Raw genomic sequence first — 25814 nt, 5'->3', positions numbered from 1 at the left:
GCGTTAGATTCCAGTCGATTGCCCAGGACAGATCTGGAAGTCGCGGACGAGCGAACCGATTTATGAGTAACACGACGACCACTATGGCAGCGACGGGAGTCGACTGACGCAGTCGGCTCTGCCACTCCTGTCGAGTCCGCTTGATTCGGCCCCAACCGATACAGAGAGGAATGAAAATAGCGAGTAAAAGCGCTACGACGACCACTAACTGTGTTAACAGTTCGACGAGCACAGCTATCTCACCAGACGCTCGCCGTCGTCGCTGTACTGAAAGCCATACCGTTCGAAGGCGCGTTTTACCTGTTCCACGTCGAGATTACCTGAATCTTCGTCCCCTGTTTCATCACTCTTACGGAAAAAGGGTGCGTACGGTGCCTCTCCGTCCCACTCGAGGTCCTCCGGCGTCCACTCGTCAGTTACCGGGGTGACGGTCGGGGTGGCTTGTCCGTTGAAAATTTCCGAAACGAGAGACTCCCGGTCGATCAGGCTCGCGATGACTTCGCGGAAGTTCGGACTACTGAACGGTGCGTTCCTGACGTTGAACCCGACGTGGTAGAACCGTGGCGTCGCTGGTTCGATGAGTTCGAGAGAGCGATCACTGGTATCGCCGATCTCTCCTACTGCCATCCGTGACGCCGTCATATCCGCGTTCCCGTCCTGAAGTTCGCTCATTACCAGTCCACTGTTGAGTCCGACTAGAAACACGAGTTCGTCGGGAGTCGGTTCCGGGAGGTCGACGCTCTCACGGCGCGTGAAGTGCTGATCGAAGCGCTCGAATTGGAGCGACGAGCGCGGCTCTTGATTGACGAAGGCGTATGGACCGCTCCCGATTTTCGGAATCGAATCGGCCGTCACGATCTCCCAGGTCCCTTGCGTCGGTTCCTGTCCGTTCTCGAGTCGGTTACTGACCTCGGGTTCCCAGACGTGTCTCGGGAGGATTGGGATCGTGAACGCACGTTCACCGATGTCGGCGTGCGCATCGATACGGATCTGAACCGTGTGGTCGTCGACGGCGGAGACTCGCTCGACGGCGTCTACGAGGCCGCGATATCTCGGCGTCGGTGAGTGCGCGTCTTGCTCCCCGAGAGAGGTGTCCGCGAGGAACTCGTAGGTGAACTCGACGTCCCGGGCAGTGACCGGATGGTCGTCGTGAAACTGACACCCCGTTCGGAGGTAAACGGTGGCGACAGCGCCGTCCCACTCCCACGATTCGGCGAGCCACGGCCGAATTTCTCCATCGTCCTCGACTGCGAGAGAATCATAGAGGAGATCAACGAACGTCCCCTTATCGTGATGGGTTGCCGTCAGCGGATTAAGATTCTTGGTTGCCCGAGTATCGGTGAGGATGGCCGTTAGCACCACGTCCTCTCCATCTGACCACTCGTAAGCGTTTGGCTCGAGGCCGAGGTATCCGAGCCGACTTTCGAGGGAGTGATCATCCCACCCGTCGAATCGATCCGTTCTGACGACTCGGCGTTCAGCGGAGACACAGATCGGAACGATCGGGTGTGTCTGCGCTAACTTGTTTAGTAGTTCGTTGACAGTCTCCGTCCGCTCGTCGCCGTCCATCGAACGCTGTTGTTCGAGTAGTTCGTCCACCTGGGGGTTGGTGAATCCGAACGGATTTTGCCAGCCCGCCTCGGGATCGTACGACGAATGAAACATCTCATAGAGGAAGTCCGGATCGTGGTCACTGCGACGGCGGGTGACGTAACAATCGAAGTCGTGCTCGAGCAAAATCGCGCGCAGTAACTCGGCTTCGGAACGGGGTTCGATACTGGCGTTGATCCCGACCGCCCGGAGGTTCTTCTCGAACTCCCGAGCGATCTCACTGCTCCGCTGATCGTTGTCCGCCGGAAGCGAGAGGATCGTTACCGAAACCTGATTGGTGGTATTGTCTGTGGTTATCCGGTGTAATGCACTCCCACCAATCGTGCCGGCGATAACGCCACCACCCGCCACCAGCGCCGTTCGCCTGCTTATTCGGTCACCAATCAGGTCAGACATAGTACGTATTCATGTTGGTGGTACAGTAGAGATTCCATACAATGAGTTGCAAGCACATCCTGCCATAGTTAGCAACGTACGGTAAGAGAGGTGATTAAAGTAGTCCCGTATACGGAGGTGTCCATCAGTACGATAGCCCTTCCAACTGGACCATCTTGAAATTTATGGGGTGGCTCCGTCAACGGTCATCGAGTCGACGAAACGCCTCGAGTTCGCTCGTGGTTCGAAGGCTGATCTCGAGCGATCACGCACCGTCTAACAGCCCCAGATCGTCGGCGATCAGATCGGCTAACGAATCCGCAACGGCGGGGTCGACGACCGCCCGTTCCTCGCCATCGTGTAATCGGTCGTTGTGTCCCTCGAGCGTCTCCGCGAGTTCAGGGAGGGGCACTCGAGCCGTCGTCTCACACTGGTCGCAGACGATCGGGACGGACGGCCCGTCATCGGAGTCCTGTGCCATATTCGTTCGTTCCTTGGCAGGTACCCATCAAAACCTCCCCGGTTTTTCGGTTCGGATGTGCACTGGATTCTTTACCGGACGCGTTAGAAGACGGGTATGCACGTCGTCGTCAACGCCGCGATGAGCGCGGATGGCAAACTGTCCTCGAGACGCCGCGAGCAGGTGACGATCAGCGGAGACGAGGACTTCGAACGGGTCGACCGCCTCCGCGCCGAGAGCGATGCCGTCGTCGTCGGTATCGGAACGGTACTTGCAGACGATCCGCGTCTCACCGTCAAAGACAGCGGCCGTCGCGAACAGCGTCTCGAGAACGGCCAAACGGCGAACCCTGCTCGCGTCGTCGTCGATTCGAAGGCACGTACACCACCGGACGCTCGAGTCGTCGACGATGAAGCTGAGACGTATCTCTGTGTCAGCGAGAACGCCCCAGTCGAACGACGGATGGATCTCTCCAATCAGGCGACGCTCGTCACGGCGGGAGACGACCGCGTCGACCTGTTGCGTGCGTTCGCGACCCTCCAACAACACGGCCTCGAGCAGATCATGGTCGAAGGCGGCGGCGAACTCATCTTCTCGCTGCTGGACGATGGACTGGTCGACGAATTGACGGTCTTCGTCGGCCCGCAACTCATCGGTGGGCGTGATGCGCCGACGCTTACCGACGGTGACGGCTTCGTCGAGAACTATCCCGAACTCTCGCTCGAGGGACTCGAAGAACTGGACGACGGGGTGGTGCTGAGCTGGGCGGTCCAGTACTGAGCGCCTGTAGCCGTCGAGATCGATCGGGAGTGTGCTGATCGACCCGTCACATCTTTCCTCGTCGAACGCGAACGAGTCGTATGGCCAAAGCGACATTCGGCGGCGGTTGTTTCTGGTGTGTCGAAGCCGCGTTCGAGCAACTCGAGGGGGTCGAGTCGGCGACCTCAGGCTACGCTGGTGGCGACACCGAGGACCCGACCTATCGAGCGGTCTGTTCCGGAACGACGGGACACGCGGAGGTCGTCCAGTTGGAATACGATCCGGAGACGGTAGGCTACGAGAAGCTTCTCGAGGTGTTCTTTACGATCCACAATCCGACGACTCGCGACCGCGAAGGCCCAGACGTCGGATCGCAGTATCGCTCGGCGATTTACGCCCACGACGACGAGCAACTCGAGCAGGCACACTCGTTCGTCGAAGCGCTCGAGGCTGAAGGCGGCTACGACGATCCGATCGTGACGGAAATAGAACTGCTCGATACCTTCTACGAGGCGGAACCAAAACATCAGAACTACTTCGAGAAAAATCCGAACGACGCCTATTGTTCGATGCACGCGGCCCCCAAGATGGAGAAGGTTCGCGAACGGTTCGCGAAACAAAACGCTTGACATCGTCCGAATTCGCAAAATGCGATGACCATATGGCAGATGTTCTATACTTTGCTTTAAATATCCGATTACAGTCATAGCGCGCCGGAATATATTGAAAAAGAGGGCTCTGGTGAACCGCTATAGGGCGTCGGTTCGGCTGGTGAGCGTGCGTTGTAACCGCCCTCGACAAGGGCCAATCGAGGTTGTTGCGGAGATAGCTACCGCTGAGAACGAGCACAAGAAGATTTTCGCTACGATCCTCCGAATCTTAACCCCAATCCGGACGCCGTCTAGTGATTCACCAGAGTATTGACCCTGAATAGTGGTATTACCCTACAGCCAGGGCCAGCTTATGCACAGTGTGCCGATGAATACGAATAATCCCCCGGCAGCTAACCGTTTAATCCCGATCTGTTTCAGTTGTTGTACTAGCTCGTCCTTGGATTTATCTGAGAGGATAAAATCCCCGGCTTCCGTTGGTTCGTCGACTAGATACTGCTGTTCACTCCCGCTACCCTGTATCTCACGAGCGGTTCCGAGCACGTAGACGTTCTCCCCGGGTTCGATTACTTCTTCCGTGTAGCGCCGATGTTCCCCGACACCCACTGGACCGTAGCGGCGTCTTGGGGCTTCATCAACATTCGGTTCGGTCTCGACATATCGCTGAATCCGCTCTGGAGGCTCGTGTCCACTGTGAACCTCTGTGTGCATCTGCTCAACGACCAATTCTCCATCAACGGGGAATTCAACTCGGATCTCACCGGTCCCATCGTCGACGATCAGTGGCTCACTGATCGTTTCTTCGTGAATGATTTTCCAGTTTGTCCCCTCACCACCGGTATTCTTCTCAACCTTAACACGAGTTACTAATGCATCATTCATTTCTATCGGGGATTTTCTTACTGTTGCATCCTCAGCGGGATGAGCAATCCCTTCAACCTCAACCGTCCCTGGCTCGAGACCATTAATAGATGTCGTATTGGTGTCTGTAATCCGATCACTCCGTGCATATTGCTTGCGACCAATATTTATGACGTGACAGCCAACTCCCACAAAGAACAACCCAAAGGATATCGGTATTAGTGTACTGAGTATCTCTGGGGCCATTAGATCCTGCTGTTTTCACGGATAGATGAAGATTTCGTTATCATCTTCTAGTAGGACAAAATGCATTAAGTAGAACGATATTGCTGTGGGATTGTAACATAATTTGGCCGTGGTGAATCCCCATACGGCGGCTGATTTCCCTAGCTCACGGCACGCTTGATGTTGTAGACGGCACACATCAGAACGATTTCACGGAGCTCTCGATACCAGCTTCGCGCACGCTCGGCGACGCCGAGCGTGCGCTTGATCACCGAGAAGACGGTCACAGATAACGCGCTTTGACCGTAGAGAGTTCCATCGATCCGCGCGTTGTGCGCGTGATCGATGGGACGAAACTCACGGTGCTTGATCAGCGGTCTCACACCTTCTTCTCTCAGTTTCTCACGTAATTGCTGCCAGTCGTAGCCTTTGTCGGTTACGAGGCTGTGCAACTCGCCCGCATTGCGGTGGGCGAGTTACCAGCCGACCTGAGTGTCGTGTCGTTTCTTGGTCGTACAGTGAACGTCAAGGACGGCTTGTGACTCTGTATCGACGAGAACGGTTGTTTTGAGGGTTTGAACGCGGTAATTCGTTCGTCGGTAGTAGTGTTTGCTCGCGTTTTCACGGTCGAAAAACGTCGCGTCCATCACCGCATGACCAGACGGCTCGTGCAGCTGCGCCGACAGGCCAGCAGCACTCGCCAGACTGCCGTCTTGATCCTGTCAAACGCTTTCACTAGCGTCGAGTGGTCTGGGAGACCGGCCTTGAGAAGGCCGATCTCCCCGAGTATTTGTGGCATCTCGCTCAAGAGGTCGAGCGCTTCGTGATAGGATTTCTCCAAGTGGATTCGGAGACAATGGAGCGAAACGACGGCGTAGTCGGCGAATCCACCGCCACCGCTCGGGGCGGCGGATTCGCCTTGGCCACTAACAGCACTTTTAGCTAACGTCACCATTTTCCCAGTGAAGCGGGAAATTTTGGACATAGAGTATCCGCCGTTTCCCGTTTCACCTCCTAGTTGTGACGGATCAAGTCGTCGCTGTCTAGCGATTCACCAGAGCCAAAAAGAGATAAGAGACACTACCGACACTATTCCCCGTGCTCGAGGTACTTGCGGCCTTCTTCAGTTTCGGCGAGAATGTCGTCGAAGATTGCGGCTTCGGTCTGGAATTTGTGGACGCTGTGAAGCATCGTGTTGTGGAATTCGGAGATTAGTTCACCATGAGTTTTGAAAAACTCGTGAACCCAGCGCTCCATCTGATCGTTCGTTCGGAACTGTGAAATGCAGTGCCAGTGATAATTGCTGTCAGCAGTGAAGAACACGAGGATATGCGGATCGTTCATCAGGTCCTCGTAGCACGACCGCCAGTTGTCCTCGAAATTGGGGAAGTTAAACGCGATCCGGAACTGATAGTGACGGAAGATTTCTCGGTTCGGCAGGATGGTCTCCCGAAAAATCTCCTCTTCGGACATCGTCCGAAGGATCTCGTTGATCCGGTTGTGAGAAAGAGTGATTCCGTACTCCGACTCGAGAACCTGGCTGAGTTTTCGGGTCGATGCAGTCGGATTATCGACTCTCGCTTTGAGGATGACGATATCCCGCGGCGAGACATCAAACGAGTCGTCGTCTACCATTGTCGTCTACGTGGGGGAGTCGTGATAAAAAGGTACCTACACCGATGAACGGGGCCGTTCAGAGTGACAGACGAAGGATGCCCACGCGCAGAACGCATATAGCGCCCGAGGAACTAGAACAGACTAATGGACGATTCCGCTTCGGCGCAGCCACAGTCGCGAATTCATACAGCGCCACGGACGGACGTGTCACAAAAGCAGGGCGCATTCCGGACGCATTTCAATTTCCCCGGCCGTGCCGTTCCGGGACACGACGATCACGGCTACGGCCCGCTTTCGACCATCGTCGAGTCGTTCATGGATCCGGACACGCTCATCCGGATGCACCAGCACCGCAACGAGGAGATCATCTCGTGGGTGCCGGCGGGCGTCATGCGTCACGATGACCGGCAGGGCAACAAACTGGTCACCGATCCCAACCACTTGCTGGTAATGAACGCCGGAAGCGGGTTCTGGCATGCAGAGAAAACCCTCGCAGACGACCCGCCGCTCCGAATGCTCCAGATCTTCGTCCGCCCGCACAGCTTGGACCTCGAGCCGGATATCCAGCACGAGCCGATTCCTGATCCGGTCCCCAACGAGTGGCGACACTTGTTTGGGCCCAAAGACGGCGACGCCCCGCTATCAGTCCGAAACGATGTCGACTTCTACGACTGTCAGCTCGAAGCGGGAGCCGCTGTCACGCTTCCGTCCCGTCCGGGGTGGGACACCTACTGTTACGTCTTCGAGGGTGCACTCGAGATCGGCGACGAGACGGTCGGATACACCGAGAGCGCGCTCGTAACCGGTACTGAGGACGTGACGGTTACGGCGAGCGAGGACTCGATTATCGTCGCGTTTTGTCTCAATCCGGACGCCCCGATAACCCGTCAGGGAACGATCGGCCGCTAACTCTCCTCTCTGAGTCGCCTTCCATCTATATGGCTAGCTACGAACCAGCAACTTGAGCACCCGATCCGATTGCCACCGACGCGGTGTACGAACTCCTCTCCGATTCCACCCGTCGAACCCTTCTCACCGTGCTCGCGTCTCGCGATCGGGAATGGCGCTATCTGCCCTCGCAACGAAAGTCTGTACTCGAGAGCACGATATCCCACGGACGGACATCTCCGAAGCGCAACGATCCCGGACCGTAACTGCACTCCATCACAACCACCTTCCAAGATTGGCTGAGCACGGGGTCATCGCGTACGAGACGACCCAACAGATAGCAACTCCTGGCGAAGCACTCGCCCAGATAGAGCCGTTTCTGTCATCGCCTGGAGGGGACCAAAGCGTTCGGTGACGGCGCGAGAACGACTCGATTGATCAGCTTCGTCGACGTGGTAACGAGGGAAAGCGCATCCGTCGAATCGGCTCCATTATATTTGTACGGCTCTGTTGAAATCCTATTCTTCAGACACACAGAATGGAACAGTTGGTCGGTGAAGATTGCGTATTATTACTCCAGTTTGTAAAGTGCCCAATAGAGAATGACGGCCAGCGTCACGACCAAGATGACGACGATGCCTCTCGTCGTTCGTAGAACTGGCCATAGTTCTATCGCTATGAGAATGGATAGGAGCCAGATGACGATGTTAAGTCGAAGAATTACCCCAACTTGTGCCATTGACCCCCACATAGTAATCCACTTACAAGTATTTGGTCACAGAAGGTTGTTCTACTGAATTATCGATGAATGGCTTCTCACTGAAACAGAGAATCCGCGACTTCGGGAGGGTGTTCATCTCGTGAATTTACAGGACGAATCGGCAACTCTCTGAGGGGTTCAACAGAGCCTTTCGTACACAATGGCGAGAAGAAATTACAAGATAGCTATCAGTGGCTCGCTAGAACGGTGGCAACGACGTACGTACTCCCAACCATCAGTGCAAAGTGCGGCGCAAACGCTTTCACTGCTAGTTTTTTCGTGTCGGTCATTGTCCGTGCGATTTGCCACGCGATCACTGCACTCCATAGGACCGCGAGCCACAGCCACCCGGTGACAAAAAAATCGTTCCAGGCCGACACAATCGCGGGGCTCGCCCCTGCTGGGAGGGAAAGCGGTATCCCCAGCCCGCGCGCGAACACGTTCAGTGTCTGTCCACCCGACTCCAGTAGTCCACCGATAGCGTGACTACCGAGCGTGAACATGAGTCCCAGGGGTGCGTACGCGAGACCGAACTTCGTGAACGATGTCGTCCAGTCGATACCGCTCCAACTGCTCGCCAGCCGATTGACGGCGGTGAATGCCAGAATCGTCGCGATAATGCTCACGGCATAGGCCGCAGTCGGGGCGAGGAAACCGGGAAGACTTCCAACGAGCGTTGTTTCCTCGACGGGACCGCCGAGCACGTGATCGATCGGGAAGACGGCCCAGATGATAAGCGCGACGAGCGCCTCGTCGACGAGCGGAATGCGCTCGGTAAGGACCTTCGCGCCCGGCCAGCGGAACCGTAGCTCGACATCTTCGTCGGGTTGTTCCGTCGTACACTTCATGCAGGCGGTACACCGGCGGTCGGTGCTGAGGAAGTCACTCTTGTATTCGAGTGTCGCACACTGGACGCCGGTCTCGGTGTTCTGTGCGATTTCCAGCGGCGAGAATTTCGAGGTAACGCTCATGACGCCCGTGGCGGGGCAGACGTACCGGCAGAACGCCTGCCGTTGATAGACGAGGCTGACACCGACGGCGACGCCGAGGATTGTGAGCCAATACACGGGGATGAGACGAGGCGAGTACGCGACGCCAACCTTGTACATCGGCCATCGCGCCATGGCGAACGACAGCGCCGTCAGCGACAGAACGGACAGCGGTATCCCTAGTACGAACCATTTCCGCGTGTACATTGGGAAGTGGCGTTGCAGCCCGAATCGCTGAGTGAACCGGACGATCGCCCCCATCGGACAGAAGTAACACCAGATTCGACCGACAAAGAGGAGGCTGAGAAGCATAACTGGTGCCCACCAAAAGCCGAAGAACGCGACGTTCCCGAAGTTAGTTGCCGAATCCGTCGGGCCCACCGCGGCCCGGTAGATCGCGTAGAAGAAAATCGCAACGGTGATTAGGTTGACTGCGTGTTGGACGTTCTTGTTCGTGAGTAAGAACCGAATCACTCGGTTGTTCGTAATTGTGATCCCTGCACCCGAGTCCTGTTGATCGGGAGCGGTCTGATTCGATCGTTGCTCTTCAGTTGGCATTACGGAGATTTACTCTTGGCATTCAATGGCCGTTCTGGTCCAATAGCCGAAATCCACGTATTGTGGACCTTTTATCGAGACGCGTATCGTTTCACCTATCTGATAAGAACGTTCTGTTTTGGTATCTGAGAGTCCGAACGACTCGGGTCTGCATTCTGTTCTGTCCTTCGATCTTGAGATTCGACCGTCAGTGTTCGATGAAAACTTATTTATATGTGGTTTTTCTTATAGATTAGCCCATAAAAGAAGGCTTTTTGACTGTAATCTCGATGGTCCCTTCACCCTGAGTAGTCCACATAAGTGTAAGACAGATAGGCTTTTTAACGGAGCCATTTGCACGTAATTCGTTCATTCGCTCGGAACGGAAGTGAATAGCCGTCGCATACCGGGTTGGACGTTATTTTTCTGGCTAACCAACGTGCACCATGTCCCGCGAGGACGTTGCGCAGTTTACCGTTCAGTCCGTACAGATACTCGACGAAGACGAGACGGTCGACGAGGAAGGGATACCCGACCTCACCGATGACGAACTGCTCGAGCTATACGCGGAAATGAAACGATCGAGACGACTGGACGAGCGGGCCGTTGCGCTGCAGCGTCGCGGAGAGCTGGGGACCTATGCCCCGGCGATCGGTCAGGAGGCAGCACAGGTCGGGAGTGCGTTCGCCATGGCCGAAGACGACTGGATCGTCCCGTCGTTTCGGGAACAACCAGCGCTCTTAGTCCGCGACACGCCGCCTCACAAGATCCTCTGGTACGCGATGGGGATGGAAGAGGGAGCCGAAATTCCCGGCGGTAACCGAGCGCTGCCGCCAGCGATTCCGATCGGCACGCAACCACTGCACGCTGTCGGAATCGGGTGGGGCGAGTCATTGCAGGATCGATCAAACGTCGCGGTCACCTACTTCGGCGATGGTGCGACCAGTCAGGGCGACGTCTACGAGGCGCTCAACTTCGCGGGGGTCTACGACGCCCAGACGGTCTTCGTCTGTCAGAACAACCGTTACGCGATTTCCACGCGACTCGAGGATCAGACCGCTGCCGAAACGCTGGCCCAGAAGGCCATTGCGGCGGGAATCGAGGGAATCCAGGTCGATGGCAATGACGTGCTGGGTGTTTACGCCGTCACACGAGAGGCAATCGAGAAGGCCAGGAACGGAGAGCCGGTTCTGATCGAGGCACTCACCTACCGACGATCGATGCACACGACCTCGGACGACCCGTCCGTCTATCGCGAATCCGAGGAAGAAGCGGGGTGGAAAGCCCGCGATCCGATCGTGCGTTACCAGGTGTTCCTCGAGGAACGGGGGCTCCTCGACGAGGAGACCAAGGCGGCGATCGAGGATCGGATCGAGTCGGAACTGTCCGAGGCGATCAAGAAAGCGAAAGAAGGCGAGGAAATCCTCGATCAGGTCGACATGTTCCGTCACGTGTACGACGACTCGCCGACGGAACTCGAACGACAGCGCGAGGCGTTCACGGGTGGGACGGATGTCTGAACGGCTCCGAATGATCGAGGCGGTTCGGGAGACGCTACGCTCGGAGCTGGAGCGTGACGACGACGTGGTCGTCTACGGAGAGGATATCGGGCGCGCCGGCGGGGTGTTCAGGGCGACCGAAGGGCTGATGGAAGCGCACCCGAACCGGGTCTTCGACGCGCCGGCCGCGGAGGCGGGTATCGTCGGCGTCGGCGTCGGGCTCGCCGCCACCGGACTGCGACCGGTTCCGGAGATCCAGTTTCAGAGCTTCCTCTACCAGGGATTTCACCAACTCGTCCAGCACGTCGCCCGCATGCGAAGTCGCACTCGCGGAACGATCACCTGTCCGATGACGATCCGGACGCCCTACGGCGGCGGCATCCACGCACTCGAACTCCACTCCGAGAGCTTCGAGGCCGGGTTTGCCCACGTCCCTGGACTGCAGGTCGTCTTCCCCTCCTCGCCGGCTGAGACGAAAGGGCTGCTCACGTCGGCGATCCGCGATCCCGATCCGGTCGTGTTCATGGAACCGACGCGGCTGTACCGGTCGTTTCGTGAGGAGGTCCCTGATGAACACGAGATTCCACTCGGCAAGGCACGTGTCGTTGTGAATGGCGATGATCTTACGGTCGTCGCCTGGGGGTCGATGCTCCGAGAAACGCTCGACGCTGTCGAGGGCGTCGACGCGAGCGTGGAGGTCATCGATCCGCGGACGCTGTACCCGCTCGACGCCGAGACGATCGTCGAGTCAGTAAAAAAGACCGGCCGGTGTGTCGTCGTTCACGAAGCGCCGAAGTCCGGCGGCATGGCTGGGGAGATTACTGCGCGCATCAACGAGCGGGCGTTTTTCTACCTCGAGGCCCCAATCGAACGGGTAACCGGCTATGACGTGCCGGTCCCCTTCTTTGCGCGCGAGGACGCATACGTTCCCGATACCGAACGAATCACGGCAGGGATCCACAGGGCTCTCAATTCGGGGTAAATCCCACACCGCTTTTTCTGGGTGGCGCTCATAGACCCGCTTATGGCTGATTCGTCTAGTGAGCAGGTACGGGTCTGGCTCGTCGAACGGACGTATTCCGACGACGAACAAAACCTCATCATCCTCACGTACGCGACCCCAGACGGCGAGCGCTATTACCGCAAGGAGCGCGCGCTGACATCTTTCACCGATGTCCGTGACACGACTGCAGCAGTCGCTGCCGATTCCCAAAATCTCGGGGTGGTCGAGGAACCGGAATTACGAGAACAGTACGCTGCTGAAGCTCGCCGAATGCAAGCAGAACACGACCCCGACGATCTAATCTGAAGGGGTCGGTTTAGGACGGCTCGAGCCGATGCAGTAGCCAAGACGCCGTTGGTTGGACTGACGTGCATGATACTGTTCCACAGGACACCCCAAACGCACAGGAAGGTACACTCGAAACAGGCTAATTGAGTGGATACTGGAGAAATGAGTCAAGAACAGGTGACTGTCGACGCAGATGAGCCGAGCCCGCTTGATACCGTTCGACAGTTCTTCGCCCTCGAGCGGGACGTGCTCGTACTGTCGCTCGCGATGTTCGCGTTCAGTCTGGGCTTTCAGATGACCAACCGATTTCTCCCCGAGTATATGACCGCGCTCGGGGCGACTGGGTTCGTGGTCGGTCTGTTCGGAACCGTCGGAAACGTCATTTCGGCGGTGTATCCCTATCCAGGTGGAGCCATCTCGGATCGGCTCGGCTCGCGATACGCGCTGACCGTGTTCGGGTTGGTATCGACGCTCGGGTTCGTCGTCTGGCTCGTCGCTCCGAACGTCGGCGCGATTACCCTCGGAGGCGTCACGATTCAGCCGTGGGTCTGGATCTTCGTCGGCTTGCTCCTCGCGCAAGCCTGGAAATCGTTCGGACTGGGCGCAACGTTCGCAGTCGTAAAACAGGCGACTGACCCGTCGCGGCTCGCGGCTGGGTTCGCCAGTACCGAGACGTTCCGCCGAACCGCGTTCTTCATCGGGCCGGTGCTTGCAGCGGTTCTCATCGGCCTCGAGGCAGATTTCGCGGTCAGCTTCCAGTACGTACTCGGCGTTGCGGTCGTGTTCGGCGTCCTCGGGACGGTCGCACAGCACGTCCTCTATGATGCGAGCGAAGACTCCTTCGGCGATTCGTTCGACGGACTCGAACAGATCAGACGGGACCTGCGTACCATGCCCGATCCGCTGCGTCCGCTGCTCATCGGCGACACGCTCGTCAGGTTCGCCAATGGGATGGTCTACGTCTTCTTCGTGCTCGTTATCACGCAGTTCTACGAGGTCGGGCTCGAGACGACGGTGTCGCTGGCGGGGTTTTCGTACGCGATCGATCTCTCTCCCGCGGCGTTTTTCGGCTATCTCCTCGGCATCGAGATGCTGGTCGCGCTGCTGTCGATGATCCCCGCAGCGAAGATTGCAGAGCGAGTCGGTCTCAAACCCGTTGTTGCACTCGGGTTCGCGGTCTACGCGCTCTTTCCCATCGTGTTGATCGCCGGACCGGACGTGCTCGCTCCGTTCATGGCGCTCTCCTGGGCGATGATCCTCATCTTCGCGTTCTCCGGGCTTCGATTCGCGGGGCTGCCGTCACACAAAGCGCTCATCGTCGGCCCCGCTGAGCAGGGTTCCGGCGGGCGCGTCACGGGCACGTATTATCTCCTCAGGAACACGATCGTTATCCCGAGTGCCGCACTCGGCGGCTATCTCTGGGAGTTCGTCAGTCCCGGACTCGCGTTCACGATCGCGGCCGTCATCGGCGTGATCGGAACCGGCTACTTCCTCGTGTTCGGCAAGGAGTTCGACGCGTACGTCTGACCGATTCAGCCCCGCTCACAGTGGAGCGGGGAATCTGCCTCGCCATAATTTGAAGCCGGGGAGTTTGAAGGTGGGAAGCGACAAGACTCGAGCGGCCTACACAATGGGTTCTTGAATTCTAGAAAACGTGAAAGCAACGATCGGAACGAGAGACGGGCCAGCGATTAAGCCGCGTCCCCTCGCAACCGCCAGCCGCGCAGATACGAGACGCAAACGCCGCCGGCGATTGCACTGAAGGGGAGCGTGAGGGTTCGAACGAGGAGGACCGCCGCCGTCGCAACGGCAGTTGGAACACCGGTGACCACCACCAACGCCCCGCCGAGCAACAGATCGTACGCCCCGAGACTGCCGGGAATCGGCACAACGCTTGCGATCTGTGGCAGCGGAATAATCACGAGTATCGGAAGAAAGACGCTGTCGACACCTAATCCAGCGAACGCGACCCAGAGTGCGGCTGCAGTCAACAACTGTTCGACGAGTCCGCCAATCGCAATGAGGGCAAGCAATCCTGGTGTCTCGCGAAAGCCAACGAGACGGCTCCAATATCGCTCAACGCCCGCCGCGACGAAATCTCGACCGTACGGCTGTTCTCGATACAGGCCTGAAATCCGCGCGACGATCGGGGTGAGAACGACGACGAGGGCGCTCGAGAGTTGGGTTCGTGACCAGAGGACGACGCCACCGAACACCACGAGGCCGGCGAGCGAACCGCCGAGCGTGAGCAAAATGGGCGTTGCATTGGGTGTATCGACGAGCAAAAATATGCCGAGGAGGCCGGAGACGAGGACCTGCGTTGCCGATTTAACGTATTTCGCGGTCGATCGAACGCCGAGCGCCTCGGCATAGCCCGTTCCCGTCTCGACGCTGAAAAACCGGGCCATGATCGGCTCTGAACTCACCGGACCCGCTGGACTGAGCGTATCGAAGAAGTCGCCGGCGAGCGCGAATTGGACGCTTTTGCTCCCCGACAGTCCATCACCCAGCGGTGCAATCGAGGCCCAGACGCCGATCCCATCCGCGATTCCCTCGAGGACGACCAGCACGGCGACGATTCCAAGCGCCCACGGGGCGACGGTAGTCATCCGAGCGAGAACGGTCTCTGCGCCGACCGTATAGAGGTAGCCGCCGAGTATGGCGCTGCCCGCACACGTACCGAGAAGGAACCGAATCGATCGTCGCACGGGTTAGCTCACCTCGTGACGGAGCAAAGAGAGTTGCAAACGGACCCCTCGTATGGTAGTCGTACGCGCTATCGGCGAACGCCGAAGATTTCGTCGTCCGATTACTATCGGGGCACCCATTACCGATGTCACGGACTCCACACGGAGTGGTCGTTAACTTTTTGTTGTCCGTGTGACCCGGGGTCGCAGACAGCACAGTGATACGAGAGGGTTTTGATGCTGCCGATGCGGATACAATATCCTCGAGATGAAAACGATGGACGACATCGCAGCCTGTCTCGAGGGAGAAAACGCCGACAGAGCGCACGCACAGCAGTAAGGGCGTGGGGACAGGGTCGTGCCACTCCCGGCGGTCGGTAAATCGCTATGTTAACATTGTACCTGAGACAAGGTGAGCTAACACCCTGTCGCGGGCCTGTTCGGGCGATGGAGTCCGCCTGTCTCTACCGCCATGTTGGCTAATGGCTCCGTCACTGAATCAGCGATGGCACACTCACGCACTCTCGAACATCTCGAGGCGATGCTCGTAGTCGGAATCGGCGGGTTCGGCGGCTCGAACCTCCGGTACGCCGTTGAACTGTTCGTTCCGAGTTCACTGGCGGCGACGGCACTGGTCAACGTCCTCGGAAGCCTGGCGCTTGGATTTCTCATCTACGAGAGTCGCTTGACTGGAACGATCTCCGAGACCAGTCGAACACTCATTGCCACCGGGTTCATCGCGTCTTTTACTACCTACAGTACGTTCGTCGTCGATGCGCTCACGACCACGCCGGCACTGGCGGTTGGATACATCATCGGAAGTTATGCGCTTGGCTTCGGCGCGGTTTTGGTGGGCCGAGAAGGTGCACGATGGCTGCGTAGTGTCACACCCCCCACACCGGAGGTGAGCGATTGATGGAGGCTGCCCATCTTCTCGGGACCGGCGGCGCAATCGGCGCTGTACTTCGATATCTCGTCGACCAGAAACTCGCTCACGACCGGTTCCCGATATCGACGCTCGTCGTCAATGTCGTAGGCAGCTTTGCACTCGGGCTGGTCGTGTTCGTCGGGTTCAGTCACGAGGCCGTTCTCTTCGTTGGGACTGGAGCGTGTGGGTCTTTTACGACATATTCGTCGTTTTCCGTCCAAACTGTCCAGTTGTGGGAGACGGGTGATCGCGTTCAGGCGGTGATCTACGCAGGCGGGACGTTGAGTTCGTGTCTGCTCGCTGCTGGTGGCGCAGTTGGTATCGCGATGGTACTGCCGTTTTGATCGAGAGACAAGAAGAGCCGCCTCAGCCAAGGGTAGTAACGGGTTTCAGTATCAACCCAAAACTGTGACCTCGCTCGAGGAACCGAAAGTGCATGGTAGCTACCTCCGGGTTCGAATACGATATTGGTTAGTACCAATCAGACATATAGTTACGTGATTTGATTATAACCAGGAGGAAAAGACCTGGACAGCGATCGACAAAATAGTTTGTTCGTGCCAAGATTTGGCGGGCCAAAGCGATCACACTACATTTATACGAGGTGAGAGGCACGATTACGGTATCGATGAGTTTTACGAGAACCTGGACTGTTCGGTTTTCGGATACGGATCCGTTCGGTATCGCTCACTACCCGCGCATGATCGACGCGGTTCACGAATCCTCGGACATGCTCATGGAATCGATCGGATGGCCGTTCTGGGAGCTCTCCCAGAACGAGGGAATCGGCTTGCCGCTCGTCTCGATGGATTTCGACTTCAAAGGGCAGGTTGAGGCAGGTGACGCCGTCGAGATCGAGGTGACGCCAACGGTTGGCGAAACGAGCGTTCAGTTCGACTACACGGCCACCCACGACGGCGAGATCGTATTCGACGGAACCGAACACCGGGTCTGTGTTCCCGTCGGCGGCGACAGTGGAGTGGCCCTCCCCGATGGGCTTCGGAACTCACTGGAAACCGTCGACACGCGGTACGAAGACCATTAGGACCGGATCGGCCGTTGAATAATGGTAACCTGATACAATTGTCTAATTATCATTCTTCATCCATAACGGTGACCACCGGAGTCGTTGCTTCCAAGAGAATCGATTGCGTGGTGCTTCCGAACAGCGCCTTCCCGACTGGCGACCGCTTGCGTCCGCCGAGAACGAGATACCGGGCCGAGACGCGGTCGGCAACCTCGAGAATTTCCGCCGTCGGGTCGCCGACGCGTCCGCGAGCGACGACCCGGTCGGTCGAATCGAGAACGTCGGCCGCGGCCTCTCGAGCCATCTCGCGCGCCTCGCGAGCGGCGTCATCGACGTAGTACTCTGTTCGGTCCTGGCCTCGAGACTCGAACCGGTCTTTGGTCATGACGTGAAGGACGATCAGTTCGTCATCGTACGCTCTAGCGAGGTCATCAGCAGTGGAAACGACCGATTCGTGTGGTTGTGTCCCATCGACGGCACAGAGTATTGCCATACGGTACCATTGGTATAACACCTACTAAACGTTTAGGCGAACGAACGCGTTTCCGAGTCGATCCACCGGCCGTCGGACCCGCAATATGCAACGGGCCACGGCGCTCGAACGGCCGGCCCGGCAGCCAGTCAGCGCCATGCGACGAGCGCTAACTATAACTTTCGCCATCGAGACAACCCTTCATGGGAGAAGAGAACACGGACCAGGAAGCGGATCCACTCGTTCCGACGCTCGAGCAGGTGTTGGAACTCGACATCGAAGTCGACGACCCGATCGAAATAGGCGAGACAGGCGACGGAAGTCGACGTATCATTCCGATTCGCGGCGGGACCGTCTCCGGTCGGTGTGACGGAACGGTGTTGCAAGCGGGAGCTGACTACCAGCTGTATCGAACCGAGCGCGCAACCGAACTCGTTGCGAAGTACGCGTTCGAAACGGACGAGGGATCCCGCGTGTACGTCGAAAACGAGGGGATTCGTCACGCGTCTCCGGAAACGAGCGAGCGCATTCGCGACGGACGACCCGTCGACCCGGAAGACGTCTACTTTCAATCAGTGCCGACGTTCGAAACGGCCGACCCCGACCTCGAGTGGTTGACCGAGAGCGTGTTCGTCGCGTCGGGGACTCGCCAGCCGAACGGGGTGAAGTTGCGGGTGTACCGGGTCGAATAATCGCTTCGAACGGAACGGTTCGCTCACCGACCGTCGTCGACGTAGACGATGCCGTTTTCGACGACCACGTCGTACGACGGGAGCACGATGTTTTCGTCGGCGACGTTTTCGCCCGTCTCGAGGTCGAACGACCAGCCGTGCCACGGACAGGAGATGATCTTTTCGTCGCTGAACGACCGCTCGACGCGCTCACCGGGGCCGACGAATTCGCCGACGAGTTTTCGAGAGACCGGTCCCGTACACACCGGCCCGCCATCGTGTGGACAGGTGTTTCGAAACGCGTAAAACTCGTCTTCGTCCCGGACGACGCCGACCTCGACGCCGCGAACGTCGACCAGTTCGTGGTCACCGTCGGCGAACGATTCGACCGCCTTTACCTCGACCAGTCCGTCCTCGCTCATAGATCGAACACCTCCACGGCGTTGCCCGCCAGAATCGCCTTCCGCTCTTCGTCGGATATGAAGGGGAGGTCCGTAATCGTCGACGGGCTATCGAAGTCCCAGTGGGGATAATCCGATGCGTACAACAACCTGTCGGTTCCCAGCATGTCGAAACACAACTCGAGGAGGTCTGGGCTCGCCGACACCTCGAGCGGCTGGGTCCCGAAGTAGTAGTCGGTGATGTACTCGCTTGGGCGCTTCTCGAGCAACGGTGCTTCCTCGGGTCGTTTCAGGTACTCCTCCTCGAGTCGGCTGATCAGACCGGGGACGTACGTGACGCCCGATTCCATGAACACGATATCGAGATCCGGGAATTTTTCCGGGACGCCCTGGCAGGTAACGCTGACGAGCTGGGACATGTTCGACTCGAGAAAGCCGAGCGTGTGGGTCTCGAGCATTTCCTGATAGCCGGCACGAACGTAATCGTCCAGGCCGGAACCGCCGGTGTGGAAGACGACCGGATAGCCGATCTCTTCGCAACGTTCGTACAGCGGATCGTACTTCCGGTTTCCGAGGGGCGGGTTCGCACCAGCGGTGATGAAACAGGCCCCTCGTATCGCGGGGACGTCCTCGACTCGATCGAGAATCTCGAGAGAGGTCTCGATGTCGCTGTAGGGAAGCGGAACGAGCCCGTAGACGCCGTCCTCTGGATCGAGGACCTGATCGATCATGTACTCGATGTGGGCCTTCGCAAACGCCTGCGTACGCTCGTCGTCGGTTTGGACGCCGCCCATCGCGAGTGCGAGGTGCGAAATCTGGAGGCTCTGGTCGACATCGAGGAACTCCATGCCTTCCCGAACTCTGTCGGGCGTTTCGGCCTCGTCCGGGTAGTTCGAGTGTTCGCGTTCGATTTTCCCGTACGCTTGTCGGTCGCCAGTCGACGTCGGGAAAAACGAACTCAGGTTCTGTTTGACACCCGCCGCGTCCCAGTTGCTTCGCTCGTATTTCGTCTTCCAGGGCTCGTCCATGTACTCGACGATATCCGTAAACGAGTCCTGGTAGTGCCAGTCGCAGTCGATCACCCGGTGCTCCGCAGCGTCGATCATACTCGGTCACCCATGGCTGTTAGTACCACACAAGAAAGGAGTGCGCATTTGACTATAAAGATTATGCACGTTCGAAGCGAGTCCGTCCACAGCGACTATCGCGCGAAATCACAGCGTCTCGAGATCGGTTCGAACCGATTCGAACGCGTCGACGAGTCGCTCGTACTCCGTGTCGGCGAGTTCCCACTCGTGAATCGCCGTCACACCGGTCGAATCGACGGAAACGGGAACGCTGAGACAGCCATCGTCAAACCCGTACTCGCCTGAGAGAGGTGTCGAGAGACAACCCGGCGACGTCGTCTCCCCGGAGAGCATCGAGCGGACTACCTTCGCCACGCCGGCGCTCGTAACCCACCTCGAGGTTTCGCCGGCTCCCCGCTTCGAGGCGATTTCGAAGGGGACGTCCCGAACGTACTCGAGGACCTCCGATTCTTGTTCGGGGGTCAACGAAACCGACGCTTCGCCGACGCGGGCCCTCGAGAAAATCGGGACGATTCCCTCGCCGTGTTCACCCATCACGGGACAGGAGACGCGACTCGGATGAACGCCTTGCAGGTCGGCGATGGCGTGGGCCGTACGAGCCGTCTCCGAGAGCGAGTAACCGATGAACTTCTCGCGGGGCCAGCCCAGCTGGGTCCACAGCCTGTACGTAATTCGGTCGATCGGGTTCGTTAAAACCACCACTGGAACCGGATCGATCGACTGAAGCTGTGTGGCGACATCGTCGGCGATTGCCCGGTTGGCCTCGAGTTCCGCTTTGCGGACCCCCCGGTCAGCGGCGTCGTCCGGACGCGGGGCCGCGGCGGTGAGGACGACGAGATCCGGATCGATAGACGACATCTCGTCAGTTCCGACCCCCGTTACCGTTCCGTACGATGCAGCCGTCCGTTCGTCGACCGGAGCGTCGGTTCCGTGATACTTCGAATGCGTGATGTCCATCGCGTGTGCCCAGGCCGGCTCAGGCGCCTTGTCGACCAGGGAGATGTCCATCGTCGGATCCTTCGTCGCCAGCGTGTACGCAACCGTCGAGCCGATGGTGCTCGCACCACCGATTATTGCAACGTGCATTGTTCTCAATACCCATTCATATGGGTGGCCGCCGGGCACTTATACCATGTCATCGTTCACGAACCGGTATTCGATACCCGAAAGACGATTGAATCGGGGATTAGGTCCACGAGAGTAGTCTGAGTCGGAGCACTCGAAGCGCTCGATCCAGTGCGAACCCGAGAATCATGATCGCAATCAATGACGCGTACACTTGCGCCGAATCGAACGACCGAACGCCCTGAATCTCGAGGTGGCCCAGTCCGCCACCGCCGGCAACCATCTCGAAGACGAAAGTGATGATGAGCGAGATCGGCAACGCGATCTGGATCCCGGAGATGATTCCCGGAGCCGATGCCGGTATAATCACCCTTCTGAGCAACTGGCGATCCGACGTACCCATCATCCGCGCCGACCAGATCAGATTCTCGTCGACGTCTCGAGCCGCGTTCCGGACGTTGATCGCAACAGGCCAGAAACAGCCGATCGCGACGAGGACGATCTTCGCGAAATCACCCGTTCCAAACCAGAACAGAAAGACCGGCACCAGCGCGATGACCGGAACCGGGTAGCCGACCTCGATAATCGGATCCCAGAACCACCGCGCGAGGCGGCTGCGTGCACTCAACACGCCGACAATGATACCCAGCACGCAGGCGATTACGAGCCCGATTAAAGCGCGTTTGACCGTCAGATAGCCGTTCGTGACGAGCGTTCCATCGACGGTTAGCTCGTAGAACGTCGCGAGAATTTGCGACAGCGGCGGGAGGAAGTACTCGTGTACCATGCCCATCTGCGTCACGAGCTCCCACAGGATGAGCACGATGACCAGCGAGTAGATCGACTTGCCGGCGTTGATCACGTCCTCACGTCCGACCGAGAATGTAGTATTCACGTCCATCGAACCACCTTCCGTTCACCCCACTCGTAGCCCCGCACGGCGAAGAACGCGATCGCCGAGATCAACACGAGCACCGCGAACATCTCCGTGTACGCACCAACCTGACTGTACCGGAGAATTTCGAAGCCGACGCCCTGATTCGACGCGATCAGCTCCGCGCTCACCAGCGCGATAAACGCGATCGGAATCGCCTGGCGAATCCCCGTGAGGATGCTCGGAATCGTCGCCGGGATCACGACCTTCAGCGGAATCTGCCACGACGGCATTCCCATCATCTGGGCCGACCAGATGAGGTTCTGATCGACGGTCTGGGCCGCGTTGTAGCTATTCAGCACGATCGGGAGCAAGCACGCGAGGAAGACGATCAGAACCGACGTTTCCGTGCCGGTCCCCAGCCACAAAATCGCCAGCGGCACGAGCGCCGACTTGGGAATCGGGTAGATCAACGCCAGAAACACCTCGAAGAAGTTCTCAACCGGCTTCACTCGAGCCATCCCAACCCCAAGCAGGACACCGATCGAAATGCTCAGGACGAGCCCAGCCGCGACTCGAAACAGCGACACCTGCAAGTGCGGGATGATATCGCCCGCGACGAGTAACTCCCAGGTGACGAACGCGACCTCCGAGGGCGGCGAGAGAACCGTGCTGGGGACGAACGTGCCGCTGGCGAACTCCCAGAAGCCGGCCACGATCACGAGCGGAATCCACTCGAAGACGAACCAGACGACCCGCTGAAGCGGTGCGGGCAGCGTCTCCTCGAGCGCCCCTAGTTGCAAATCGGCGTAGGACATCGTTAGAGTTGGGCCTCCGGCTGGGTCTCCTCGCGCAGGGATTGCCAGACCTGATTTTTTACGTCCGTGTACTCGTCGGACAGGATGATGTCCTCGCGCGGCTGCGTGCGGTCGACGTCGATGTCGACGGTCGTCTTTTTGGTGCCCGGATGGCGCGTCATCACCATCACGCGTTCGGAGAGATAAACCGCCTCCTCGACGTCGTGGGTGATGAAGATCACCGTCTTTCCGAGGTCGCCCCAGATCTCGAGGAGGTGATCCTGCAGGAGTTCCCGCAGCGGTTGATCGAGCGCGCCGAACGGCTCGTCCATCAGGAGGATCTTTGGATCGTACGCCAGCGTCCGCGCGAGCGCGACCCGCTGTTTCATCCCGCCGGAGAGCTCTTTGGGATACTTGTCCTCGAAGCCGTCGAGATCCATCATATCGATGAACTCCTGGGCCGTCGCCCGGCGCTGTTCTTTGGGAACGCCGTCCTGTTCGAGGCCGTAGGTGACGTTACCCATGACGGTGCGCCAGGGAAAGAGAGCGTAATCCTGGAAGACGACACCTCGGTCGGTGCCCGGCCCGTCGATGGGTTGGTCGTCGACGGCGATGGTGCCGGTCGATTCCTCGAGGAAGCCGGCGATGAGGTACAGCAGCGTGCTTTTGCCACAGCCGCTGGGGCCGACGACGCTGAGAAACTGGCCGCTGGGCACTTCCAGTGAGAGGTCGTCGATCGCCTTCGTTCGTTCGTCGCCCGATTCGTACACCTTCTCCAGATTCGAGATCGTTACGTGTCCTTCAACCATAGTGACCGATAGTACGCCAATGTCGTATTTGAATATTATGCGACTTGATAACTACCAACACTGTTCTAGGTGATGTACTCGTTAGTGACGTGCTCTCCAACGTCGAACTGCTCGTCAAGGATTTCGAGAGCTGCCAACTCGTCCATGATTCCCTGAAGGGCCTCCTCGTCGATTTCGATCTCGTCCCGGTAGTAATCGTTCTCCGTCATGAAGAACTCGTCTAGCTGGCCTTCGTCGATTTCGAAGTGGTCTGCTGCAAGCGAGACGACCTCGTCGCGGTTCGACTCGATGTAGTCGACGACCTCGAGATAGTCGTCACCCCACGACTGTATCTGCTCGCCTTTGTTGTCGAGTGCGTCGCCAGTCGAGACCGTGTAGGCGAACGGATACCCGTTCTCGAACTCGTCGCCGAAGGCGTCCTGGCTCGAGAACACCAGATTGAAATCCTGGTTCCGGGGAGTGACCGCGTACAACCCCGGGAAGATCGCCGCATCGAAGATCCCGTCTTCTAAGCCTTCGACGAACGTGGCGAACCCCTGCTCGTTGTACTCGACATCGTCAGAACTCATCCCCATGTTGTCCAATTGTTTCTCGAATACGGCGTGAATCCCCGTCCCAGTCGCGTTCACACCGAGCGACGCTCCTTCGAGATCCTCCGGGTCGGTCACGTCCGAGTCGGGCAAGGAGTAAATTTCGAACCCGAAGTAATCGGGGTGGGCGTCCCAGAAGTCAGTCGCGATCGCAGTCAGCCCGCTCGGAACTGCATCGCCTACGATCGCTCCGCCGAAACTCTCGGTGGTCACGAGCGCCATATCGGCTTCCCCAGCAGCGAGCGAGTTGATCGAATCCGGCGTGCTCGCGTCCTGCGAGACCTCGAGTTCGTAATCTTCTCCAAGACCGCTCAGTTCGTCCTGTATTTCTGGAATGTCGAGCAACGATCCAAGGTTCTCGACGGGCACGACGAAGTTAAATCGGAGCGTGTCTCCGCCGCCTCCCCCGAGGCAACCCGCTACTCCCGCGAGACCGACTGCCGTGGCTGTTGCACCAGTCTTGAGGACAGCCCTCCTGCTATGTGATGGCATATCGAGGTATTGCCGCCAACTCGATATAAGGATTGTGGTGAATTACCATGTCAAATAGTGAGTGGGACAAAGAGCTTTCAGTTTTCTGTGGACTAACGCACGCACGAACGTCTGTCGGGGCAAACATCGGTCAAGACGAACATCGTCGAACAAACTGATGAGGCGAGAGCTGGCGTTGGGACCTACAGGTAATCGATGGGCGTAGAATAACAGGACATTATTGCCGTTACCAACAACAATATTAAACTGATTAGGCCAATTTCGGGTATACCATGGACAACAGTCCGCGGTCAGTCACACCTGTGACGGGAGACGTCGGTGTCGATTCCCTCTCACAGGGCGACCTCGAGATCGAGACCTATCGGGTGGTACGGCCGGACGGGACGTTCGATTCGGACCGGGTTCCGGACCTAGACGACGAGGCACTTTGTGATCTCTACCGGTGGATGCTCTTACAGCGGGTGTACGACAATCGAGCCACGAAACTCCAACGACGGGGTAAGCTCGGAACGGTCGCCTCCGGACGGGGACAGGAAGCCGCGATTATCGGCAGCGGCTTCGCGCTCGCCGATCAGGACTGGATCTTCCCGTACGGACGCGAGGCCGGCGCGTTGTTGATGCACGGACTCTCGATGCGCGACCTGCTTCTGTACTGGCGCGGGATCGAAGACGCCTCGCGCATGGAAGGAGCGAATATTTTCGGTCTCGCGATTTCGATTGGCTCGCACATTCCGCTCGCGACCGGCAAAGCCTGGGGGATGCAACTGGCGGACGAAGACGCGATCGCGTTCGCGAACCTCGGTGACGGCGCAACGTCAACGGGGGCCTTCCACGAGGGTATGAACTTCGCCGGCGTGCTCGGCGTCCCCGCCGTGTTCTTCTGCCAGAACAATCAGTACGCGATCTCACTGCCGTTCGACGGACAGACCAACGCCAAAACGATCGCACAGAAGGCACTCGCGTACGGTCTCGACGGTATTCGTGTCGACGGTAACGACGTGTTGGCCGTCTACAACGCCGTCTCGAGGGCGCGAGAACGCGCGCTCGAGGGCAATCCAGTGTTAGTCGAAGCGGTCACCTACCGACGTGGAGCCCACACGACGAGTGACGACCCGACCCGATACCGCTCCGACGAGGAGGTCGAAGAATGGGCCGACCAGGATCCTCTCGAGCGGTATCAGGCGTTCCTCGAGGAGACCGGTCGTTGGGAGGGAATCGACGAGGAGGCGATCCGCGAGGAGGTCGAAGCCGAGTTCTCCGAGGCGGTCGACGCCGCCGATGCGTTCGAAGAACGCGGCATCGAAGAAATCTTCGCCCATCTCTACGAGGAGACGCCGCCGGAACTCGAACGCCAACTCGACGAATTCCAGGAACTCCTCGAGGAGCGACCCGAGATGTACGATCACATCGAACGACGACCGAAGGGGTGA

General features: G+C 58.3%; 27 protein-coding genes and 1 pseudogene. 13 read left to right on the top strand and 15 right to left on the bottom strand.

All coding sequences use genetic code 11. The features are described from left to right. Positions 1–234: 234 nt before the first annotated feature. The gene (locus tag HALLA_RS18575) at positions 235–2007 is read right to left on the bottom strand and encodes an ABC transporter substrate-binding protein (RefSeq protein WP_084569139.1); all 1773 of its coding nucleotides are present in this window, start codon (positions 2005–2007) and stop codon (positions 235–237) included. Positions 2008–2251: 244 nt separating this feature from the next. After that, a complete protein-coding gene (locus HALLA_RS18570; RefSeq protein ID WP_049954999.1) occupies positions 2252–2467 on the bottom strand; it encodes a hypothetical protein in 216 nt (71 codons plus the stop codon). Positions 2468–2563: 96 nt separating this feature from the next. Here HALLA_RS18570 and HALLA_RS18565 point away from each other — a divergent pair, with 96 nt between their 5' ends. Both HALLA_RS18565 and msrA read left to right on the top strand, forming a co-directional pair. Further along, on the top strand, positions 2564–3226 hold the full coding sequence (locus HALLA_RS18565; protein ID WP_049954998.1) for a 2,5-diamino-6-(ribosylamino)-4(3H)-pyrimidinone 5'-phosphate reductase: 663 nt from the start codon (positions 2564–2566) through the stop codon (positions 3224–3226). Between the two features lie 80 nt (positions 3227–3306). Beyond that, complete coding sequence (gene msrA, locus HALLA_RS18560) at positions 3307–3834, top strand: peptide-methionine (S)-S-oxide reductase MsrA (protein WP_049954997.1); 528 nt, start codon at positions 3307–3309, stop codon at positions 3832–3834. A gap of 315 nt (positions 3835–4149) precedes the next feature. On the opposite strand, the gene HALLA_RS20305 is transcribed toward msrA, so the two are convergent. From HALLA_RS20305 to HALLA_RS18535, 3 genes and pseudogenes are all read right to left on the bottom strand, one after another. After that, positions 4150–4923 (bottom strand): GIDE domain-containing protein, encoded by a 774-nt coding sequence (locus tag HALLA_RS20305; RefSeq protein ID WP_084569138.1) that lies wholly within the window; start codon positions 4921–4923, stop codon positions 4150–4152. A gap of 140 nt (positions 4924–5063) precedes the next feature. Continuing rightward, positions 5064–5887 (bottom strand): annotated as a pseudogene (locus tag HALLA_RS20300) (IS5 family transposase). A gap of 104 nt (positions 5888–5991) precedes the next feature. Beyond that, entirely contained in the window at positions 5992–6537 is a 546-nt protein-coding gene (locus HALLA_RS18535) for a hypothetical protein (RefSeq protein WP_049954993.1), read from the bottom strand. 126 nt (positions 6538–6663) lie between these two features. On the opposite strand from HALLA_RS18535, the gene HALLA_RS18530 reads away from it, so the two are divergent. After that, positions 6664–7428 (top strand): pirin family protein, encoded by a 765-nt coding sequence (locus HALLA_RS18530; protein ID WP_049954992.1) that lies wholly within the window; start codon positions 6664–6666, stop codon positions 7426–7428. Positions 7429–7579: 151 nt separating this feature from the next. Then, entirely contained in the window at positions 7580–7822 is a 243-nt protein-coding gene (locus HALLA_RS21860) for a DUF7344 domain-containing protein (RefSeq protein WP_449272286.1), read from the top strand. A gap of 533 nt (positions 7823–8355) precedes the next feature. Here the strand turns inward: HALLA_RS21860 and HALLA_RS18520 are convergent. Continuing rightward, the gene (locus tag HALLA_RS18520; protein ID WP_049954990.1) at positions 8356–9714 is read right to left on the bottom strand and encodes a 4Fe-4S binding protein; all 1359 of its coding nucleotides are present in this window, start codon (positions 9712–9714) and stop codon (positions 8356–8358) included. Between the two features lie 425 nt (positions 9715–10139). Between HALLA_RS18520 and pdhA (HALLA_RS18515) the strand changes: the two genes are divergently transcribed. From pdhA (HALLA_RS18515) to HALLA_RS18500, 4 genes are all read left to right on the top strand, one after another. Next, a complete protein-coding gene (pdhA, locus tag HALLA_RS18515; protein ID WP_049954989.1) occupies positions 10140–11213 on the top strand; it encodes a pyruvate dehydrogenase (acetyl-transferring) E1 component subunit alpha in 1074 nt (357 codons plus the stop codon). Then, positions 11206–12174, top strand: coding sequence for an alpha-ketoacid dehydrogenase subunit beta (locus tag HALLA_RS18510; RefSeq protein WP_049954988.1), 969 nt, complete (start codon positions 11206–11208; stop codon positions 12172–12174). Before pdhA (HALLA_RS18515) ends, HALLA_RS18510 begins: the two co-directional genes overlap by 8 nt. 42 nt (positions 12175–12216) lie before the next feature. Then, positions 12217–12501 (top strand): hypothetical protein, encoded by a 285-nt coding sequence (locus tag HALLA_RS18505; RefSeq protein WP_049954987.1) that lies wholly within the window; start codon positions 12217–12219, stop codon positions 12499–12501. 144 nt (positions 12502–12645) lie between these two features. Then, on the top strand, positions 12646–14010 hold the full coding sequence (locus HALLA_RS18500) for an MFS transporter (protein ID WP_049954986.1): 1365 nt from the start codon (positions 12646–12648) through the stop codon (positions 14008–14010). Positions 14011–14174: 164 nt separating this feature from the next. Here HALLA_RS18500 and HALLA_RS18495 read toward each other — a convergent pair whose 3' ends face one another. Continuing rightward, positions 14175–15191 (bottom strand): lysylphosphatidylglycerol synthase transmembrane domain-containing protein, encoded by a 1017-nt coding sequence (locus tag HALLA_RS18495; RefSeq protein ID WP_049954985.1) that lies wholly within the window; start codon positions 15189–15191, stop codon positions 14175–14177. A 484-nt stretch (positions 15192–15675) separates the two neighbouring features. Between HALLA_RS18495 and HALLA_RS18490 the strand changes: the two genes are divergently transcribed. The 3 genes from HALLA_RS18490 (at position 15676) to HALLA_RS18480 (ending at position 17143) form a co-directional block, all read left to right on the top strand. Then, on the top strand, positions 15676–16086 hold the full coding sequence (locus HALLA_RS18490) for a fluoride efflux transporter FluC (protein WP_049954984.1): 411 nt from the start codon (positions 15676–15678) through the stop codon (positions 16084–16086). Next, a complete protein-coding gene (gene crcB / locus HALLA_RS18485; protein ID WP_049954983.1) occupies positions 16086–16442 on the top strand; it encodes a fluoride efflux transporter CrcB in 357 nt (118 codons plus the stop codon). Before HALLA_RS18490 ends, crcB begins: the two co-directional genes overlap by 1 nt. Positions 16443–16726: 284 nt before the next feature. Then, positions 16727–17143 carry an acyl-CoA thioesterase gene (locus tag HALLA_RS18480; protein ID WP_049954982.1) on the top strand — a complete coding sequence of 139 codons (417 nt, stop codon included), beginning with the start codon at positions 16727–16729 and terminating at the stop codon, positions 17141–17143. 49 nt (positions 17144–17192) lie between these two features. On the opposite strand, the gene HALLA_RS18475 is transcribed toward HALLA_RS18480, so the two are convergent. Beyond that, entirely contained in the window at positions 17193–17618 is a 426-nt protein-coding gene (locus HALLA_RS18475; RefSeq protein WP_049954981.1) for a universal stress protein, read from the bottom strand. A 182-nt stretch (positions 17619–17800) separates the two neighbouring features. Between HALLA_RS18475 and HALLA_RS18470 the strand changes: the two genes are divergently transcribed. Then, positions 17801–18289, top strand: coding sequence for a DUF3237 domain-containing protein (locus HALLA_RS18470; RefSeq protein WP_049954980.1), 489 nt, complete (start codon positions 17801–17803; stop codon positions 18287–18289). 23 nt (positions 18290–18312) lie between these two features. On the opposite strand, the gene HALLA_RS18465 is transcribed toward HALLA_RS18470, so the two are convergent. From HALLA_RS18465 to HALLA_RS18435, 7 genes are all read right to left on the bottom strand, one after another. Beyond that, a complete protein-coding gene (locus HALLA_RS18465; protein WP_049954979.1) occupies positions 18313–18690 on the bottom strand; it encodes a Rieske (2Fe-2S) protein in 378 nt (125 codons plus the stop codon). Further along, positions 18687–19775 carry an amidohydrolase family protein gene (locus HALLA_RS18460; protein WP_049954978.1) on the bottom strand — a complete coding sequence of 363 codons (1089 nt, stop codon included), beginning with the start codon at positions 19773–19775 and terminating at the stop codon, positions 18687–18689. Before HALLA_RS18460 ends, HALLA_RS18465 begins: the two co-directional genes overlap by 4 nt. A 108-nt stretch (positions 19776–19883) precedes the next feature. Next, on the bottom strand, positions 19884–20843 hold the full coding sequence (locus HALLA_RS18455; RefSeq protein WP_049954977.1) for a malate dehydrogenase: 960 nt from the start codon (positions 20841–20843) through the stop codon (positions 19884–19886). A 100-nt stretch (positions 20844–20943) separates the two neighbouring features. Continuing rightward, positions 20944–21723 (bottom strand): ABC transporter permease, encoded by a 780-nt coding sequence (locus HALLA_RS18450; RefSeq protein ID WP_049954976.1) that lies wholly within the window; start codon positions 21721–21723, stop codon positions 20944–20946. Next, positions 21714–22514 carry an ABC transporter permease gene (locus HALLA_RS18445; protein ID WP_049954886.1) on the bottom strand — a complete coding sequence of 267 codons (801 nt, stop codon included), beginning with the start codon at positions 22512–22514 and terminating at the stop codon, positions 21714–21716. Before HALLA_RS18445 ends, HALLA_RS18450 begins: the two co-directional genes overlap by 10 nt. Before the next feature lie 2 nt (positions 22515–22516). Next, positions 22517–23302, bottom strand: a complete 786-nt coding sequence (locus HALLA_RS18440; RefSeq protein ID WP_174887924.1) for an ABC transporter ATP-binding protein — start codon at positions 23300–23302, stop codon at positions 22517–22519. A 65-nt stretch (positions 23303–23367) separates the two neighbouring features. Beyond that, positions 23368–24384: an ABC transporter substrate-binding protein gene (locus HALLA_RS18435; protein ID WP_049954975.1), complete on the bottom strand. Its 1017-nt coding sequence runs from the start codon at positions 24382–24384 to the stop codon at positions 23368–23370. A gap of 272 nt (positions 24385–24656) precedes the next feature. Here HALLA_RS18435 and pdhA (HALLA_RS18430) point away from each other — a divergent pair, with 272 nt between their 5' ends. Further along, positions 24657–25814, top strand: coding sequence for a pyruvate dehydrogenase (acetyl-transferring) E1 component subunit alpha (gene pdhA, locus HALLA_RS18430; RefSeq protein ID WP_049954974.1), 1158 nt, complete (start codon positions 24657–24659; stop codon positions 25812–25814).

The organism is Halostagnicola larsenii XH-48, assembly GCF_000517625.1.
GTDB lineage: Archaea > Halobacteriota > Halobacteria > Halobacteriales > Natrialbaceae > Halostagnicola > Halostagnicola larsenii.
This window is presented reverse-complemented; position numbering and strand designations above follow the sequence as displayed.

Bases quoted from the DNA above. Each gene is read 5' to 3' on its own strand.
- pdhA (WP_049954989.1), top strand. From the start codon at position 10,140: ATGTCCCGCGAGGACGTTGCGCAGTTTACCGTTCAGTCCGTACAGATA.
- crcB (WP_049954983.1), top strand. From the start codon at position 16,086: ATGGAGGCTGCCCATCTTCTCGGGACCGGCGGCGCAATCGGCGCTGTA.
- HALLA_RS18500 (WP_049954986.1), top strand. From the start codon at position 12,646: ATGAGTCAAGAACAGGTGACTGTCGACGCAGATGAGCCGAGCCCGCTT.
- HALLA_RS18510 (WP_049954988.1), top strand. From the start codon at position 11,206: ATGTCTGAACGGCTCCGAATGATCGAGGCGGTTCGGGAGACGCTACGC.
- HALLA_RS18505 (WP_049954987.1), top strand. From the start codon at position 12,217: ATGGCTGATTCGTCTAGTGAGCAGGTACGGGTCTGGCTCGTCGAACGG.
- HALLA_RS18565 (WP_049954998.1), top strand. From the start codon at position 2,564: ATGCACGTCGTCGTCAACGCCGCGATGAGCGCGGATGGCAAACTGTCC.
- HALLA_RS20305 (WP_084569138.1), bottom strand. From the start codon at position 4,923: ATGGCCCCAGAGATACTCAGTACACTAATACCGATATCCTTTGGGTTG.
- HALLA_RS18475 (WP_049954981.1), bottom strand. From the start codon at position 17,618: ATGGCAATACTCTGTGCCGTCGATGGGACACAACCACACGAATCGGTC.
- HALLA_RS18575 (WP_084569139.1), bottom strand. From the start codon at position 2,007: ATGTCTGACCTGATTGGTGACCGAATAAGCAGGCGAACGGCGCTGGTG.
- HALLA_RS18435 (WP_049954975.1), bottom strand. From the start codon at position 24,384: ATGCCATCACATAGCAGGAGGGCTGTCCTCAAGACTGGTGCAACAGCC.
- HALLA_RS18490 (WP_049954984.1), top strand. From the start codon at position 15,676: ATGGCACACTCACGCACTCTCGAACATCTCGAGGCGATGCTCGTAGTC.
- pdhA (WP_049954974.1), top strand. From the start codon at position 24,657: ATGGACAACAGTCCGCGGTCAGTCACACCTGTGACGGGAGACGTCGGT.
- HALLA_RS18450 (WP_049954976.1), bottom strand. From the start codon at position 21,723: ATGGACGTGAATACTACATTCTCGGTCGGACGTGAGGACGTGATCAAC.
- msrA (WP_049954997.1), top strand. From the start codon at position 3,307: ATGGCCAAAGCGACATTCGGCGGCGGTTGTTTCTGGTGTGTCGAAGCC.
- HALLA_RS18465 (WP_049954979.1), bottom strand. From the start codon at position 18,690: ATGAGCGAGGACGGACTGGTCGAGGTAAAGGCGGTCGAATCGTTCGCC.
- HALLA_RS18470 (WP_049954980.1), top strand. From the start codon at position 17,801: ATGGGAGAAGAGAACACGGACCAGGAAGCGGATCCACTCGTTCCGACG.
- HALLA_RS18520 (WP_049954990.1), bottom strand. From the start codon at position 9,714: ATGCCAACTGAAGAGCAACGATCGAATCAGACCGCTCCCGATCAACAG.
- HALLA_RS18535 (WP_049954993.1), bottom strand. From the start codon at position 6,537: ATGGTAGACGACGACTCGTTTGATGTCTCGCCGCGGGATATCGTCATC.
- HALLA_RS18440 (WP_174887924.1), bottom strand. From the start codon at position 23,302: ATGGTTGAAGGACACGTAACGATCTCGAATCTGGAGAAGGTGTACGAA.
- HALLA_RS18445 (WP_049954886.1), bottom strand. From the start codon at position 22,514: ATGTCCTACGCCGATTTGCAACTAGGGGCGCTCGAGGAGACGCTGCCC.
- HALLA_RS18460 (WP_049954978.1), bottom strand. From the start codon at position 19,775: ATGATCGACGCTGCGGAGCACCGGGTGATCGACTGCGACTGGCACTAC.
- HALLA_RS21860 (WP_449272286.1), top strand. From the start codon at position 7,580: ATGGCGCTATCTGCCCTCGCAACGAAAGTCTGTACTCGAGAGCACGAT.
- HALLA_RS18455 (WP_049954977.1), bottom strand. From the start codon at position 20,843: ATGCACGTTGCAATAATCGGTGGTGCGAGCACCATCGGCTCGACGGTT.
- HALLA_RS18530 (WP_049954992.1), top strand. From the start codon at position 6,664: ATGGACGATTCCGCTTCGGCGCAGCCACAGTCGCGAATTCATACAGCG.
- HALLA_RS18570 (WP_049954999.1), bottom strand. From the start codon at position 2,467: ATGGCACAGGACTCCGATGACGGGCCGTCCGTCCCGATCGTCTGCGAC.
- HALLA_RS18480 (WP_049954982.1), top strand. From the start codon at position 16,727: ATGAGTTTTACGAGAACCTGGACTGTTCGGTTTTCGGATACGGATCCG.